This is a genomic window from Paraburkholderia ferrariae NBRC 106233 (genome assembly GCF_000685035.1).
Classification (GTDB): domain Bacteria; phylum Pseudomonadota; class Gammaproteobacteria; order Burkholderiales; family Burkholderiaceae; genus Paraburkholderia; species Paraburkholderia ferrariae.
The window spans coordinates 170,589-185,689 of the sequence record NZ_BAYB01000008.1; the positions used below are offsets into that span (position 1 = coordinate 170,589).

Here is a 15,101-nt window from a genome sequence, read left to right on the forward strand (position 1 = left end):
ACGGCATGAACGGCTTCTTCGGGGCGCACTGGCAAACCTGGGCCGCCGTGGTCGGCAGCGGTGTCTTTCACGGCGCGAACCCGGCGATGGGCTGGCTGTTCGCCACCGCGATCGGCCTGCAGCGCGGCAGCCGCGCGGCGCTCCTGATGGCGCTGCCGCCCATCGCGCTCGGGCACGCGGCGTCGATCCTGCTGTTCGCGAGTTCGGCGGCGATGCTGGGCACCTGGCTGCCGGTTGGCGGCCTGCACTGGCTGCTCGGTGCGCTCCTGATCGGCTGGGCCGTATGGCAGCAGGCCTATGGCCACCGGCACCGCGTGCGCGTGGGCATGACGGCGGGGTTCGTCGGGCTCGCGGCCTGGTCGGCGCTGATGGCGACGCTGCACGGCGCGGGGCTCATGCTGATGCCGGTCATGCTGCCCTTGTGCGGCGGCGCTTCCGGCCTGGGTGTGAGCACCGGCGCGCGCGTGGCGGAAACGCTCTCGGTTTCGCTGCAACTCACCGTGCTGCACACGCTCGTGACGCTCGCCACGACTGCGTTGATCGCGCTCGCTGCCTACGAGTATCTCGGGCTTGGGCTGCTGCGGCGCGGCTGGATCAACTTCGACTGGCTCTGGCGCGGCGCGCTGGTGGCAACCGGCACGCTGGTGATGGCGGCCGGTTGACGGCATGTCGCATTTTGTTAGTTATCCGCAGGAAAGTCGGATGCCGTGCTCACTTCGCGTTGCGCTGGCCGATTGCGGTGTTCGTACAACGTTGAGGCGGCAAGTCACTCTTGCTCGGGACGCTGCGGCGATTCCCACTTCATCGGACGCTCGATGGTGATCTTGAAGCGCTCGCGCAACCCGGTATTCGTGTGCCCCTGCATGAGCATGACCATGCCGCCCAGCCTGCGGGCGTCCTCGTCCGTGATCGCGGCGTCGTGTTCTTCGAGCGGGACCGGCATAACCGTAGCGTTGTCGATCAGGGCTTGTACTTTCGATCTCAGTACGTTGCAAATTTTGAATTCCTGGGAGTCTTCGTCGTAGAAGACAATGGCTGCTCGCGGTGATTTGATCATTTCAATATCCTCTGCATTGCTGGTATTTCTGGAATGCACGCGTTTTGCACTCGGGATAGTACGCGGGGCTCCGATACATCGAACTGCCAGCCGAGCACATTTCCATATCGGTCTCGTACTCTGCAAAGCAATCCGCCTCGTCCGCCTCTGTTATGCCACGTGCTGCAAGGTCGGTTACATCTCTTCCGGTCGGGTCGGCCGGATACTCGAACCGCTGTGCGTCGCTAAGCGAACCATCACCGCGTGAGTATGACGGCATGTTGAGATTCTGCTGCACACGTGGCTTGTTGTCGTAGAGCCGGTTCGCCTGGTCGGCAATCGTTGACTGCTGCGGACAGTCCGAAGCTGGCCGTGGTGCTCTTTGCCGCTCTTCGCGGATAGCCTGCACGCACGCGAGCATCTCCTCTCGGCTGGGCACGAAGAGAAGCCCGCCATCACGGACCTCGCCATGCAGAGCATGCGCGATCTGCAGGTTATCCATCCGGTATATGTCGTAGCGGCGATCGCTTAGCCCGAGCACGGCACGCAAATCGTGCGATCCGTGAGACAGCAGTGAAGAAGGGGTATTGCTGCGCAACCATGCTGCGCGGGCTTCCTTCATACCTCGTACAAGGTCGTCGAGTTCCTCGCGTGGTGCGCTGCGGTGACGTGCGAAGTGAAACCACCGCACCACGTCGAAAATGTGTGGAGATCGGACGCGCAAATAGATCGAATCCTGGGCGCTTCGCCAGAAGAAGTGCCCATGCCGCCCATCATCACAGTCGTAACGGGAAACTAGAAAGAGTGAAGACATCGCGCCTCAAGGAAAAAAGGGAAACTCCCATACCTATCGCAACGCATGCCGCCTGTCTTTGTTCGATGTCAAGCCCGCGCCAGAACACGCGCCGTCTGCCCCATTCCCCCGGACCGCCGAAACCCAGACAACCCACTACCGCCCCACCAGCCCGTGTACCATACGGCGCCTGGCGCCCGCGACACCCGCGGCGCACCCGCACCACCTCAAGCATTCCGCCGGAGATACGATGTCCACCGCCCCCTCGCCCCACCGCCTTGCCGCGTCCCCCGACGCCGCGCTCGAAGCGCGCTACGGCACGCTCTGGTCGGCGCCCCTGCCCGCCTGGAACGCGACGCTCGACACGCTGCTCGCTCACCGCTCGGTGCGCGCCTATGCCAACCGTCCGCTGCCCGCCGGCACGCTCGAAACGCTGATCGCCGCGGCGCAGTCGGCCTCCACGTCGTCGAACCTGCAAACGTGGAGCGTGGTGGCCGTGGAAGACCCGGCGCGCAAGGACCGACTCGCCACGCTCGCCGGCGACCAGTCGCAGATTCGCGAAGCGCCGCTCTTTCTCGTGTGGCTCGCCGACCTCGCGCGCCTCGAAGCCGCGGCACAGCGCAGCGGCGCGCCCGTGGGCGGCCTCGACTACATGGAGACGATGCTCGTCGGCGTGATCGACGCGGCGCTCGCGGCGCAGAATGCCGTGGTCGCGCTCGAATCGCTCGGCATGAGTTCCGTCTATATCGGCGCGATCCGCAATCGTCCCGAGCAGGTGGCCGCCGAACTCGGCCTGCCGCCGCGCGTGATGCCCGTGTTCGGCCTGTGCGTGGGCTACGAGGACCCGGCGCGGACTGCCGCGGTCAAGCCGCGCCTGCCGCAATCGGTGGTGTTGCATCGCGAGCGGTACGACGCCGTTTCGCAGGAAATCGGCATTCACGACTACGAAAGCGTGATGGGCGCCTTCCAGACCGCGCAGGGCCAGCGCGCGGCCGGCTGGACCTCGCGCTCGCTCGCGCGCTGGAGGAGCCGCGAATCGCTGCATGGGCGCGACCGTCTGCGCGAAGCGCTCAACGCGCTCGGCTTCGAGCTGCGGTAGAACGATCGATCACTGGGTTACATGGAGGAAACGTCATGAAAATCGCCGTCATGGGCGCGGGTACGGTGGGCTGCTATTACGGCGGCATGCTCGCGCGTGCGGGGCACGATGTCGTGCTGATCGGCCGCGCGCAGCATGTCGAAGCCATCGAGCGCGAGGGCCTGCACCTCGAAACGCAGCAGTTCGACGAACGCATCGGCCAGCCGCATCTCACGGCCAGCACCGATCCGGCCGCCGTGGAAGGCGCGCAGCTCGTGCTCTTCTGCGTGAAATCGACCGACACCGAAAGCGCGGGCGCCTCCATCGGCTCGCATCTCGCCGCCGATACGCTCGTGCTTACGCTGCAAAACGGCGTGGACAACGCCGAGCGTCTGCGCGGGGCCATCGCGCAGGAAGTCGCCGCGGCCGTGGTGTACGTCGCCACCGAAATGGCGGGACCGGGGCACGTGCGTCATCACGGCCGCGGCGAACTCGTGATCGAGCCCTCCTCGCAAAGCGCTGTCGTGGCGCAAACGCTGATCGACGCGGGCGTGCCCACCCAGATCTCCGCGAACGTGCGCGGCGCGCTCTGGGCCAAGCTGATCCTGAACTGCGCGTACAACGCGCTTTCGGCCATTGCGCAATTGCCGTATGGGCGTCTCGTCCAGGGCGAGGGCGTGCGTGCGTCGATGCACGACATCGTGGCCGAATGCATCGCGGTCGCGCAGGCCGACGGCGTGAGCCTGCCGCCCGACGTGGATCTCGCGGTGCGCCGCATCGCCGAAACCATGCCGGGGCAGTACTCGTCCACGGCGCAGGACATGGCGCGCGGCAAGCGCAGCGAGATCGACCATCTGAACGGCCTCGTGGTGAGGCGCGGCGAGACGCTGGGCGTAGCCACGCCCGCGAACCGGCTGCTGCACACGCTCGTGCGCCTGATCGAGGACAAGGCGGGCGGCGCGGTTTAGCGGGCGGTTTAGGAGGCGATCAAAGCGCGACGAAGCAAAGCCGGCCTTTGGGGTTTGAGAACGTTACGCCAGAGCCGCGAAAAACCCTCCGGCCCACGACGGACGCGCCGCCTGAAACCGCGCGCGCCCGGGCGTAGAATCCGCGAACACGCTCTACACGGAGACTTTCGCCATGGCCAAGCTCGTCGTGCTCTACAAGACCCCCGCCGACCCCGCCGCGTTCGACGTGTACTACGCCTCGACGCACATCCCGCTCGCCAAAAAAATTCCCGGCCTCACGCGCTACGAAATCAGCACGGGACCGGTTGCCACGCCGCAAGGCCCCTCTCCCTATCACCTCGCGGCCGTGCTGAGCTTCGACACCTTCGACGCCCTGCGCGCCGGCCTCGGCTCGCCCGAAGGCCGGGCATCGGCCGAAGACGTGGGCCACTTCGCGCAGGCCGGCGCCGACCTGCTCCTCTTCGATACGAAGGACGTTTGAGACCAGAGCGTCAGCGCTCGAACACGAGCAGCGTGGACGAAGCGGTGGCGTAGACCTTGCCGGCGGCGTCGGTGATCGTGGCCTCGGCGAAGGCCGCGCGGCGGCCTATCGTCAGCACGCGGCCCTCGGCGCGCACCAGCCCGGTATCGGCCGTCATGGCGCGGAGATACGACACTTTCAGTTCGAGCGTGGTGTAGCCCTGAGTGGGGCCGAGCTTCGTATGCGCGGCACAGCCGCACGCGGAATCGAGCAGCGTGGCCGCGTAGCCGCCGTGCACCGAACCGATGGGGTTGTACACGCGCAGCCCCGGCACGGCTTCGAACACGGCGCGCCCTTCTTCCACTTCCACCAGCTGGAAATCGAGCGTATCGGCAATTGGCGGACGGCCGCCCAGCTTGATCATGTGCTGCAACTGTTGAAGGCCGGTCAGGCCGGCCGGCATTTGCGCAACGAGGTTCATGGGGTCCGGGTCTCCAAAGAGTGGGCGCGCACGGCGCAATGCGGGCGCAACTGCGCTCGCCATGAACCGCATCCTACCGTTTTTAGAACGATCGTGCTTAAATTGATCCAGATTTGAGGAGGTGCTCCAGCACCGGCTGGCCATCATTTATTACGCAATCCGAAGCAATTGGACTTCATACCCGGAGCATGCCGCAGATGCAGGCTCAAGCGCCCCCGCTCCGTAGCAGTTAAAATTCAGCGTCCCGGTTCGCCCGAATCACGCCCGAGTCACACACAAATCACGCACCGATTACCTAGCCACCCCGCACGGCCCATGAATACCAGCGCATTCGCCACCCTGCCCGCCACCGACGAGCGCGGCGCCCTCTCTATCGAATATTGCTGGATTGGCGTCGAACGCGTCGGCGCGCCGCTCGCCGTGTTTCTGCACGAGGGGCTCGGTTCGATCGCCATCTGGAAGGACTGGCCGCAAGCGCTGTGCGAACGCCTCGGCATGCGCGGGCTCGTGTATTCGCGGCCCGGCTATGGCCGCTCCACTCCGCGCCCGCACGAGGAGCGGTGGCCCGTCGATTACCTCGAACGGCAGGCGTGCGACGTGCTGCCCGCCCTGCTCGACGCGCTCGGCGTGAGCACCGCGCAGCGCGAAAAGATGTGGCTCGTGGGCCATAGCGACGGCGGCACCATCGCGCTGCACTACGCCGCCCGCTTCCCGCGCGCGCTCGCGGGTGCCGTGGCCATTGCGCCGCACGTGTTCGTCGAAGACGTTTCGGTGGAAGGCATCGTGGACATGAAAGCCGCCTACGAGCAGTCCACGGGCCTGCGCGAGCGCCTCGCGCGCTATCACGACGACGTCGATTCGGCCTTCTACGGCTGGGCCGATATCTGGCTGACCCCCGCGTTCCGCGCATGGAATATCGTCGATCAGCTCGGCGCGATCCGCGCGCCGCTACTCGCGGTGCAAGCCCTCGACGACCACTACGGCACGATGGCGCAGATCGAAACCATCGGCGAAGCGGTGTCGCATGCGCGCGTGGTGGCGCTCGCCGAAGGCGGGCATTCGCCGCATCGCGATGCGCCGCAGGCGCTCGACAACGCCATCGCCCAGTTCGTGCTCGAACAGCAGCACGCCGTTTCGCCCTGAATCAGCCGGTACGCGCCGCCGCGTCCGCTGTGCCAGGCGTACCCGGCGCCACGCTGCCGTGGCTCACGGCGCCGGGCCGCCGGCATTTCGATGCGTCGCGCATCGAATCCACGCGAAAAGAGGCCGGAAGCATGCTAACCCGTCAGGCGCGCCGGCGGGTTGGGCTCGGAGCCGCGCATTGATGATATCGTCTTGCACGGGCTGCGGCGCGTGCGCACCGCAGCCCCCGGCCGCCCCCCGGCAATAACGACAAGCGATTTGATCCCGATGACTGCATCGAAAACCTCGCTCGCAACGAGGCTGCGGCGCATGTGGGCGCCGCTGCGCCCGTTCTTCGTCCGCGCCTTCGCGCCCGCCCTGCGCAACCTGCAGTACGCGAAGCGGCGCATGCAGCCCTTCGCGGTCGTGGCCTGTGTGGGTTTCCCGCTTTACTACTACGTCTGGAAGGTTCTTTTCCCCCAGCCTTACGAGAATCTCACGCTGCGCCTGATCGGTGCGGCGCTGTTTTTTCCCGTGGTGATCTACGAGCGCTGGCCCGCCCGCGCCAAAAAACTGCTGCCCTGGTACTGGTACGGCATTTCGCTTTACGCGCTGCCGTTTTTTTTCACCTTCATGCTGCTGAAAAATCACGGCAATGAAGTCTGGGTGGAAAGCGCGCTGATCGCGGCATTCGTCATGGTGCTGCTGCACGACTGGCTCATGCTCGTGCTCCAGTTCGTCATGGGTATTGGTCTTGCCATAATCGCTTACTGGGCGACAAGCGACCCCATCGTATTCGGCACGAATTACCTCATCCACCTCACCATCTTTTCGTTTGCCGTGGCAATTGGTGCCGTGGCCAATTACGACCAGGACCGCATCCAGATCGAACAGGAGCGCGCCATGCTCGCCACCGCGGGCAGCGTGGCGCACGAGTTGCGCACTCCGCTCGTGGCAATTCGCGTGGGCGCGGCAGGCATCATGCGCTACCTGCCCACCCTGCTCGACACCTACCTGCTGGCGCAGCGCCATCGCCTGCCGGTCTCGCGCATCCGCGCGGCGCACCTGCATTCGCTGCAAGGCGTGGTGGGCCGCATCGAGCAGGAAGCGCTGTATTCGAACGCCATCATCGATATGCTGCTCGCCACCGCGCGCTTCACGGGCGGCAGCATGCAAAACGCAACATCCTGCTCGATCGTGCTGTGCGTGGAGGCGGCGCTGGCGCGCTTTCCGTTCCGCGAAGGCGACCGGCGGCGCGTGCATTGCAATCTGCGGCCCGATTTTACGTTTCAGGGCTCGGAAATGCTCACGGTTCACGTGCTATTCAATTTGTTAAAAAATGCGTTCCGGCACATGGGAAATAGGGAAGACGCATATATTTCGATCAAACTGGAAACCGGAATACGCGCAAACCGCTTAATTTTCAGGGATACTGGCACCGGTATATCAGCAGAAATCTTGCCGCATATCTTTACCCGCTTTTATACTTCGACCACCACCACCGACGACGTCTCCCTGGGAGCGGGTATCGGACTAGCGTTCTGCCACGATGTCATGCAGGCGATAGGGGGGGCGATAACCTGCTCTTCGGTGAAAGGCGAGTACACCGAATTCGTTTTGACATTCCCTGCGCCATGACGAAAGCCATCAAGCCCTTCGCGTACCCGACCACCGTCGCCTTCGTCGACGACAGCGCCGCGTTCCTGTCGAACCTGAGCCTGCAGCTCGACCCTCAACTGGCGTTCCGGATGTTCAATTCGCCCGCCCATGCGCTGCGGTTCCTGAACAGCCGCCCCGCGCCGGACCAGGGCAGCGAGCCCATCTTCAGCCCCTATCTGGACCGCACCGAAGAAAACGATGCGCACCAGGTCGTGGCCATGCGCGTCGATGCGATCCGCAGCCTCGTGCATCACGCGGCGCGCTTCGAGTCGGTTTCGGTCGTGGTGGTCGATTACGACATGCCCGAGCTGAACGGCATGGAGTTCTGCCGCCGCCTTGCCGATTCGTCGGTGAAGAAGATCGTCCTCACCGGCAAGGCCGACGAGCACGTCGCCGTGCGCAGCTTCAACGAAGGCCTGATCGACCGCTTCATCCGCAAGCACGAGATCGATGCGGTCGATACGTTGAACCACGCGATCCGCGATATGCAGGATGCGTATCTGGACCAGGCCGGCGCCTCGGTGCGCGACGCCCTCTCGGTTTCCGAATATGCGTTTCTCAAGGACAGTGCGCTCGCGGCGCACGTAAACGGCATTTTCGAAGCGCTCGGCATCGTCGAGCACTACCTCTCCTACCAGCCGCACGGCATTCTCATGGTGGACGGCGCGGGCACCGCCTATCTGCTCGTCATCCATACCGACGAAACCCTGCGCGGCGTGCGCGAGATCGCCGTCGAACAAGGCGCGCCGATGGGCTTTCTCAGCGAGCTCGATTCGCACCGCAGCCTGCCTTACTTCTGGCGCACGGAAGGCTACTACCCCGCGCAGTGCGTGGAGTGGGAGCCCTATATGCACACGGCGGCGGTCTTTCACGGCGAGCGCCGCTACACCTACGCCGTCGTGAAGAAACCGGCCGGCCTCGCGCTCGACACCCTGGTCCCTTACGACACCTTCCTGCATCAACTGGACGGCGAATTCCAGGCGGCGTGGAACCCTCAGTAAGCATCTGACTGAGCAGATGCCACGCCGGTCTGCATTTCCCCCGCTAATCAGCAGGGGTTCGGCCCGCTCACGCGGCAACGGCTTCGAGCGTCAGCGCCGCCGGCTGTGCCCCGCGCGTGCGCGTACGGCTCGCGCCGCGCTGGACCAGACGCTTCGTGGAAGGCCAGTTCCACATATCCACCTCGTCGCGGATCGCCTCGCACACGTCCACGAGGTGCTCGAGCTCCCGTTCCGAAAGCGCTGCGTTCACCGAGAGCCGCACGAGCGAGCGGTTCTGCGCCGTGGCCGGCGCGCAGAACACCGAACCGAAAATGCCGCGCGCTTCCAGCGCATCGCGCAGCACGATGGTTTGCTGCTCCGGGCCCGCTTCGAGCGCAACGATCTGGGCTTCGCTGCCGTTCAGGTTGTAGCCGAACCCGGCGAGCCGCGTGCGCAGGTAGCGCGCGTTCGCGTGGAGCCGCGTGCGGCGCCAGTCTTCGCGTTCGATCACATCGAGCGTGGCCGCGAGCCCCATCACCTCGTGCGGCAGCAGCGTCGAGCTGAAGATGGCGGGCAGCGCCTCGAACTTGAAGTATTCCTGAAAGCGCTTCGAACAGGCGATGATGCCCGCGCGGCCCGCGAACGCCTTGGCGAGGCTCGCGGTACGGAAATGCACGCGATCGGTCAGCCCCAGTTCGACCACGAGTCCCGCGCCCTTCGGCCCATGCGTGCCGAGCGAATGCGATTCGTCCACCACCAGCACGCAGCCGTGTTGCGCGCAGACTTCGGCAATCGCTTCGAGCGGCGCCACGCTGCCGTTCGTGCTGTACACCGAATCGACGATCACGACACCCGGGCCGTTGCGCTCGATGCGCTGTTCGAGGTGATCGACGTCGTTGTGCAGGAAACTGACCGCGCGTGCGCCCGCGCTGCGGATGCCTTCCCAAAGCGACATGTGGGCCATCATGTCCACGTAGACCGGCGTGCGATCGTTCGCGATCGACTGGATGAGGCCCGTATTCGCGGCGAAGCCCGACTGGCACAGCACGCCCGATTCCGCATGCATATAGGCGGCGAAGCGGTCTTCGAGCTGCAACTGCGGACAATCGTCGCCGTGCAGGAAGATGCCCGACATCAGCAGGCCGTTGCCTTCGTCGCGAATGCTGCGGCACATGGCGTCGAGAATCTCGGGATGGCGTGCGATCGAAAGGTAATCGTTGCTCGACAGATGCAGCGCCTCGGCGCCCGGCGTGCGGCCCTGCATGATGTGGCCGCCGGCCCAGGTTTCGTGCACGCGCGCCTCGTAATACCGGTCCACGCGTGCGGCAAGAAAGGACGGCAACGCCGCATCGTTCTGGTGGGCGCTACGCCAGTTGCTACCAACTTTCATCTCAGGCTCCTTGCGGTTATAGGCCGCCTCCCGAAGGCGACTCGTCGCGTCAGGAATCCTTGCGAGAGACAGGCCAGTGATGTGCCCGCGCAGGCACGCCGAGCGTGGTCATACTCGGTGCGCCTGCAACAGACAGGTGAATGCGGGTCATGCGATGGTGGACGGATGCGTCCGTCGCGATGCGCAATGCAACGCCAATGCGAGGACGAACCGGAGTGCAAAGCGGGATCTGCCCGCTTCGCCAGTGTGGGTTGCCGTGCGCGCCGCGCACGTACGCGCGGCCGCATTGCGGCATGATCGATGCAGACCGGCAGCACAACGGCGCCGGCGATATCGTTTGCGGCCGCCGGCCGCGCCAGAACAGACGCCCCGACATCCGCACGATTCCCGCCTCGCGTGATCGCTACAGGTTATGAAGGAAGAGGTGCCCGCACGGTGAAGGGGCCCCTGCGCCGCCCATGCGCGAAGCGCAGTACCCGCAAGGGAGCGGAAAGGAACACGGCGCAACACGCGAAATGCATGTTTGATAATTATCCAGTAAAAACTTCAGCGCCATGAACTTCCAAAGCATAACTATGCGCAGTGAATTTCAATTTCGCCATTCGCAGCATTCGCGCCACGTTCTCCGGCGAAAATGATTCGCCATGCATAATGCGGCGCGTACGGAAACGCTTTAACAATACGCGCAATGCCAAAGGACGAAAAAAAAGCGCAGCCGCCAGACTGGCGACTGCGCAGGACGAAAGCGGGAGAATGGCTGACCGGCTCAGCGACCGGAAGGCTTTCTTTCTATTTGATGCCGAAACGCCGATCCAGCGACAGAGCGCCGCCGCCCCGCCCGATCATGTAAAGCAGCAACCCGGCCCACGAAAGATGCGTAGGCCACGCATCGGGATACACGAATACTTCGATCACGGTGGTCATGCCGAGCAAGGCGAGCGCCGCGCCGCGCGTGAACAGGCCGAGCACGAGCAGCACCGGGAAAAAATGCTCGGAATACGCAGCCATATGCGCGGTGATTTCGGGGGGAATCAGCGGAATCTTGTATTCGTCGCGAAACAACTCGTACGTGCCGGGCGTGATCGTAAGGAAACCGCTCACCTTGGTGCGGCCCGACATGAAAAAGATCGCCGCAATGGCAAAGCGGCACACGAGCGCGAGCAGCGAATGGCCGATCAGACGGTTCGCCAGATCGGCGGCGGCGTTCCAGCCCGCGCGCAGGCGCGCGAGGGGAGGCGTTGAGGTGGCTTGAATCGTTTCCATTTCATGCTCCATCCGTTTTGGACTGCTTACGAGGTAAGGGTGTGGGGGCAGCCGTGTCGTCCGGGAACTGCGCGGCGCCGAATGCGCCGTCCGCAAAGAGGCCGGCGAACAGGGCACCCAGATCGAGATCGGGTTCGGCTTCGAGCGCGCACGCCGTCGCCTCTTCCATGGCGCGGCCCGCCGCGCAGGCATCGAGCAGCGCATAACCGCCCTTGCCCAGCGCGCGCCACGTCACGGCGCCGCCCGCGCGCGACAGCAAGGCGCCCTCGCCGTGCCACGCGAGCGCTTCGGGCAATGCGACCGCCTCGCGGTTCGCACTCCAGATCGTGTAGACGGGATGCTGGTCGAACCATGCCCAGCGCGCGCTCGCGTGCGGACGCAGCACCGTACGCATGAAGTCTTCCGGCGAAAGCGACGCCATCCCGGCCGCGCCCAGCACGGTATCGTCCGCCGCTACGTGCGCCTCGGTCCAGAACCGGTCGAGCCGCGCGACGTCCGCGAGCCAGGGTAGTTCGCGCGCGGGTTCGAAGCCGGCGAGGAACGCTGGGAAGCTCGTGCCGTAGAGCAGCAGCCGGGCATCTTCGGGTGGTTCGTCCTGCGCGTAGATGAGCGCCGCCGAGCGAAACCAGTCCACGCCCACAAGGCGCTCGACGGTGGGGAAGTTCGCCCGCAGGGCATCGACGCAACCCTTGAACACCGTGTTGCGATAAACGGCGAACCCCGGTTGCGCAGCGAATGCCGCAACGCGAGGGTCGTTCGCGGCGGCGCCGTGCAGCGCGCGCACGAACGCGTCCTGAAAAGCAGCGAGCGTGGGCTTCATGCGATCACCTCTGCTCGTTCGAGTATCGACTGCGCTGCGTTGCGTTCGGCCAGCAGCGTGTCGAACGCGGGAATATGATCGTCGCGCTCGATCAACGCGGGCCGCGGGCCGAAACGGTCGATTGCATAGCGATAGAGCGACCACACGGCGTCGGCCACCGGCGCGTCGTGCGAATCGATCAGGAGCGGGGGCTGCGTCTCCTCGTCCACGCTGTATCCGGCCAGGTGCATTTCCATCACCGCCTCGCCGGGAAAGGCGTCGATCCACGCGCGGGCATCGAAGCCCATGTTGCGCGCGCTCACATAGACGTTGTTCACGTCGAGCAGCAGGCCGCAGCCGGTGCGCCTCACCAGTTCGGCAAGAAAGTCCTGCTCGCTCCACGCGTGACCGTCTATCCGTATGTAGTGCGACGGATTTTCAACGGCGATGCGCCGCCCGAGTGCCTCCTGCGTACAGGCAATGTTCGCCGCAATGCGGGAGAGTGCCGCAGCATCGCGCGGAAACGGCAGCAGATCGGGGTGGTAACGGCCGCCCCAGGCGGACCACGCCAGATGCTCGGAAACGAGCGCCGGCTGCACGCGGTCCGCCAGCGCACGCAGCCGCCGCAGATGGGCGGCGTCCGGCACGCGGTCGGCCGCGAGCGAGAGCGAGACGCCATGCAGCGAGAGCGCGTGCCGCTCGCGCACGGCTTCGAGCCACGCGAGGCGCGGGCCGCCCTCGACCATGTAATTCTCCGGATGAACTTCGAACCATAAGCCGCGCGCCTCGCAGTTGCGCGCTTGCTCGTAGTGTTGCGGCTTGAGGCCGAGTCCGGCGCCGCATTCGGCTGGCGTATTCATGATCGCAGGGCGGCGAGGCACATCAGGAGCCCATCGGCGTGAGCGAGCCGTGGCCGTTCGGCGTCTTGATCATCGTGCAGGTGCCGGCGGGAACGTTCTTCCAGTGCGCGCCGTCATAGTCCATCTTCTGCGAACCGGCACAGGTGGTGCCCGCACCGGCCTTGCAGTCGTTGTGGCCGGCCATGGCGACGCCGTAGCACTTCTCCACGCTTTGGGCCTGCGCGACGGTGGCGCCCGAAGCGAGCGAGGCGAGGATCAGGGCGGCGGCGGAAAACTTAAGAGTACTCATGATATGGGCTCCATCGATTGGACTGCTGGGTTGAATGACGACTGGAACTGCAAGTTGAAACTCAAGTAAAAAATCGGACGGTGTCCGGATCGCCTGCGGCTTCGTGATCGATGCACGCGCGATCTGCCTGTAAATACGAAGCGGCCAATGCTTCGGTTACAGGCCGGGATGCAAATTCAGCGGAATATTTTTTTGCGGGATGCTGTAACCGGCGGGCGCGTTCGTTCGTATACGCGGGCGGATGGCAGACACGCCGCGCGCGCAAGCGCGGCGCGGCGCAACAGAAAGCCATCGGAAAGAAAACATGCCGACTGCACTGCACGATGCGCTGTTCGACGCGTTCACCACCCAATTTCCCGCCTCAGCCCTTGACGAATGTCCGGCAGGCCCGCGACTATTGACCCCAGGCCCATCGAACCCAGGGCCGTTCCCCTGCCACCGGAGTACCCGCATGACCCGCCACGCCCCCAACGCCGAGCAGAACGCCCATTCCTCGGGCGCCGAAGGCCCCGGCTTGCTGGCCGAAGCCTTGCCGCCGGCGCGTGCCGGCCGCCTCCGCGCCGCTGCGTCCGCACGCGCGCTACCCGCCTGATGCGCGCGCCATTGCCTGTGCGCGTTTTGTTTCGTCCGCGCTGTAACCGGAGTTCGCGATGAACCGAACTACCGGTAACGAGCCTCGCCACGGAACCGAGGAACGGCTCAGGGCCCTGTTCGTGCGCGGTCTGGACGGCGACACGGCGGCCTATCACGCCTTTCTCTCGGATCTCGGCGGGCATCTGCGCGGCTTCCTGCGCAAGCGGCTTTATGGAATGCAGGACGACGTGGAGGATCTCGTGCAGGAAATCCTGCTGGCCGTGCACAACGGCCGCGCCACCTACCGCCCCGAGGAACCGCTCACGGCCTGGGTGCACGCGATCGCGCGCTACAAGCTGACCGACTTCTTCCGCGCGCGCTCGCGGCGCGAGGCGTTGCAGACGCCGCTCGACGACGAACTGGAGATCTTCGCGACCAGCGACGGCGAAGCCGCCGACGCGCGCCGCGATCTCGGCAAGCTGCTGGACGAACTGCCCGACCGCCAGCGCCTGCCGATCCTGCATGTGAAGCTGGAGGGGCTTTCGGTAACGGAGACGGCAAAGCTCACCGGGCTCTCGGAGTCGGCGGTGAAAGTCGGTGTCCATCGCGGCCTGAAGGCGCTCGCGATGAAGTTTCAGAGTGCATCATGAAAACAGAGGACCTCATTTCCTTGCTCGCAACGGGCGCGGCGCCGGTGGACCGGCACGTGGTCGCGCGCCGCTTCAGCTGGGCGCTGATCGCGGGCGCACTGGGCTCGACGCTCCTGATGGCGCTCGCGTTCGGCGTGCGCCGCGACCTTGCCGCCGTGGCGGCAACCCCGCTTTTCTGGCTCAAGGTCGCGCTGCCCTTCTTCATCGCGCTGGGCGCGCTCCTCGCCACCGTGCGGCTCGCGCGCCCCGGCGTGGCGCCGCGCATGGCGTGGGCCGCCGTGGCCTGGCCCGTGGCCGCCGTTTGGCTGGGCGCCATCACGCTCGTGTGGCTCGCGCCGCCCGAGGCGCGCGTGGCGCTCGTCATGGGGCAGACCTGGCGGGTGTGCCCGTTCGCCATCGCGTTCCTCACGGTGCCCTCGTTCGTTGCCGTGTTCTGGGCCCTGCGCGGCCTCGCGCCCACACGCCCGCGCGCGGCCGGCTTCGCGGGCGGGCTGCTCGCGAGCGCCACCGCCACGCTCGCCTACTGCCTGCACTGCCCCGAAATGGGCGTGCCGTTCTGGGCCGTCTGGTACCTGCTGGGCATGGCCATCCCCGCGGCCCTCGGCGCCTGGATCGGTCCGCGCCTGCTGCGCTGGTAGGGGAGCCGCCCACTCGGCGCCGACCCGGGCATGGAGCCTGCTCTTTCCGGTTCTGAACGAAC

The 15,101-nt window shown here is 65.6% G+C and carries 18 protein-coding genes; 10 read left to right on the forward strand and 8 right to left on the reverse strand.

What is annotated here, in order from left to right; translation table 11 throughout:
• Window positions 1–5 precede the first annotated feature (5 nt).
• Complete coding sequence (locus BFE01S_RS09525; protein ID WP_028225283.1) at window positions 6–662, forward strand: hypothetical protein; 657 nt, start codon at window positions 6–8, stop codon at window positions 660–662.
• A 104-nt stretch (window positions 663–766) separates the two neighbouring features.
• On the opposite strand, the gene BFE01S_RS09530 is transcribed toward BFE01S_RS09525, so the two are convergent.
• Window positions 767–1,057, reverse strand: coding sequence for a hypothetical protein (locus BFE01S_RS09530; protein WP_028225284.1), 291 nt, complete (start codon window positions 1,055–1,057; stop codon window positions 767–769).
• 1 nt (window position 1,058) lies between these two features.
• Window positions 1,059–1,850, reverse strand: coding sequence for a hypothetical protein (locus BFE01S_RS09535; RefSeq protein ID WP_028225285.1), 792 nt, complete (start codon window positions 1,848–1,850; stop codon window positions 1,059–1,061).
• Between the two features lie 229 nt (window positions 1,851–2,079).
• On the opposite strand from BFE01S_RS09535, the gene BFE01S_RS09540 reads away from it, so the two are divergent.
• From BFE01S_RS09540 to BFE01S_RS09550, 3 genes are all read left to right on the forward strand, one after another.
• Complete coding sequence (locus BFE01S_RS09540) at window positions 2,080–2,928, forward strand: NADPH-dependent oxidoreductase (RefSeq protein ID WP_028225286.1); 849 nt, start codon at window positions 2,080–2,082, stop codon at window positions 2,926–2,928.
• A 35-nt stretch (window positions 2,929–2,963) separates the two neighbouring features.
• A complete protein-coding gene (locus tag BFE01S_RS09545) occupies window positions 2,964–3,875 on the forward strand; it encodes a ketopantoate reductase family protein (RefSeq protein WP_028225287.1) in 912 nt (303 codons plus the stop codon).
• Between the two features lie 172 nt (window positions 3,876–4,047).
• Window positions 4,048–4,356: an EthD family reductase gene (locus tag BFE01S_RS09550; protein WP_028225288.1), complete on the forward strand. Its 309-nt coding sequence runs from the start codon at window positions 4,048–4,050 to the stop codon at window positions 4,354–4,356.
• Between the two features lie 10 nt (window positions 4,357–4,366).
• Here BFE01S_RS09550 and BFE01S_RS09555 read toward each other — a convergent pair whose 3' ends face one another.
• Complete coding sequence (locus BFE01S_RS09555; protein WP_322787818.1) at window positions 4,367–4,879, reverse strand: PaaI family thioesterase; 513 nt, start codon at window positions 4,877–4,879, stop codon at window positions 4,367–4,369.
• Between the two features lie 252 nt (window positions 4,880–5,131).
• Between BFE01S_RS09555 and BFE01S_RS09560 the strand changes: the two genes are divergently transcribed.
• The 3 genes from BFE01S_RS09560 (at window position 5,132) to BFE01S_RS09570 (ending at window position 8,598) form a co-directional block, all read left to right on the forward strand.
• The gene (locus tag BFE01S_RS09560) at window positions 5,132–5,959 is read left to right on the forward strand and encodes an alpha/beta fold hydrolase (protein WP_028225290.1); all 828 of its coding nucleotides are present in this window, start codon (window positions 5,132–5,134) and stop codon (window positions 5,957–5,959) included.
• Between the two features lie 159 nt (window positions 5,960–6,118).
• Window positions 6,119–7,576: a sensor histidine kinase gene (locus BFE01S_RS09565; protein ID WP_245621073.1), complete on the forward strand. Its 1,458-nt coding sequence runs from the start codon at window positions 6,119–6,121 to the stop codon at window positions 7,574–7,576.
• On the forward strand, window positions 7,573–8,598 hold the full coding sequence (locus BFE01S_RS09570) for a response regulator (RefSeq protein ID WP_028225292.1): 1,026 nt from the start codon (window positions 7,573–7,575) through the stop codon (window positions 8,596–8,598). Before BFE01S_RS09565 ends, BFE01S_RS09570 begins: the two co-directional genes overlap by 4 nt.
• 67 nt (window positions 8,599–8,665) lie before the next feature.
• Here the strand turns inward: BFE01S_RS09570 and cqsA are convergent, their stop codons facing one another.
• The 5 genes from cqsA to BFE01S_RS09595 all read right to left on the reverse strand — a co-directional run bounded on the left by cqsA (window position 8,666) and on the right by BFE01S_RS09595 (window position 13,178).
• Window positions 8,666–9,967 (reverse strand): alpha-hydroxyketone-type quorum-sensing autoinducer synthase, encoded by a 1,302-nt coding sequence (gene cqsA / locus BFE01S_RS09575; RefSeq protein ID WP_028225293.1) that lies wholly within the window; start codon window positions 9,965–9,967, stop codon window positions 8,666–8,668.
• Between the two features lie 789 nt (window positions 9,968–10,756).
• Window positions 10,757–11,230 (reverse strand): DoxX family protein, encoded by a 474-nt coding sequence (locus BFE01S_RS09580; RefSeq protein ID WP_042337401.1) that lies wholly within the window; start codon window positions 11,228–11,230, stop codon window positions 10,757–10,759.
• A gap of 1 nt (window position 11,231) precedes the next feature.
• A complete protein-coding gene (locus BFE01S_RS38085) occupies window positions 11,232–12,050 on the reverse strand; it encodes an HvfC/BufC N-terminal domain-containing protein (protein ID WP_042337402.1) in 819 nt (272 codons plus the stop codon).
• Window positions 12,047–12,889: an MNIO family bufferin maturase gene (gene bufB / locus BFE01S_RS09590; RefSeq protein WP_028225295.1), complete on the reverse strand. Its 843-nt coding sequence runs from the start codon at window positions 12,887–12,889 to the stop codon at window positions 12,047–12,049. The genes BFE01S_RS38085 and bufB overlap by 4 nt, the downstream gene beginning before the upstream one ends.
• A 22-nt stretch (window positions 12,890–12,911) precedes the next feature.
• Window positions 12,912–13,178, reverse strand: a complete 267-nt coding sequence (locus tag BFE01S_RS09595; protein WP_028225296.1) for a BufA1 family periplasmic bufferin-type metallophore — start codon at window positions 13,176–13,178, stop codon at window positions 12,912–12,914.
• A 451-nt stretch (window positions 13,179–13,629) separates the two neighbouring features.
• Between BFE01S_RS09595 and BFE01S_RS44150 the strand changes: the two genes are divergently transcribed.
• Genes BFE01S_RS44150 through BFE01S_RS09610 form a run of 3 tightly spaced genes read left to right on the forward strand, consistent with a single transcriptional unit; the run spans window position 13,630 to window position 15,039 of the window.
• Entirely contained in the window at window positions 13,630–13,770 is a 141-nt protein-coding gene (locus BFE01S_RS44150) for a hypothetical protein (RefSeq protein ID WP_156966961.1), read from the forward strand.
• Window positions 13,771–13,828: 58 nt separating this feature from the next.
• Window positions 13,829–14,401, forward strand: a complete 573-nt coding sequence (locus BFE01S_RS09605; RefSeq protein ID WP_028225297.1) for a sigma-70 family RNA polymerase sigma factor — start codon at window positions 13,829–13,831, stop codon at window positions 14,399–14,401.
• Window positions 14,398–15,039 carry a DUF1109 domain-containing protein gene (locus tag BFE01S_RS09610; protein WP_028225298.1) on the forward strand — a complete coding sequence of 214 codons (642 nt, stop codon included), beginning with the start codon at window positions 14,398–14,400 and terminating at the stop codon, window positions 15,037–15,039. The genes BFE01S_RS09605 and BFE01S_RS09610 overlap by 4 nt, the downstream gene beginning before the upstream one ends.
• Window positions 15,040–15,101: the final 62 nt, after the last annotated feature.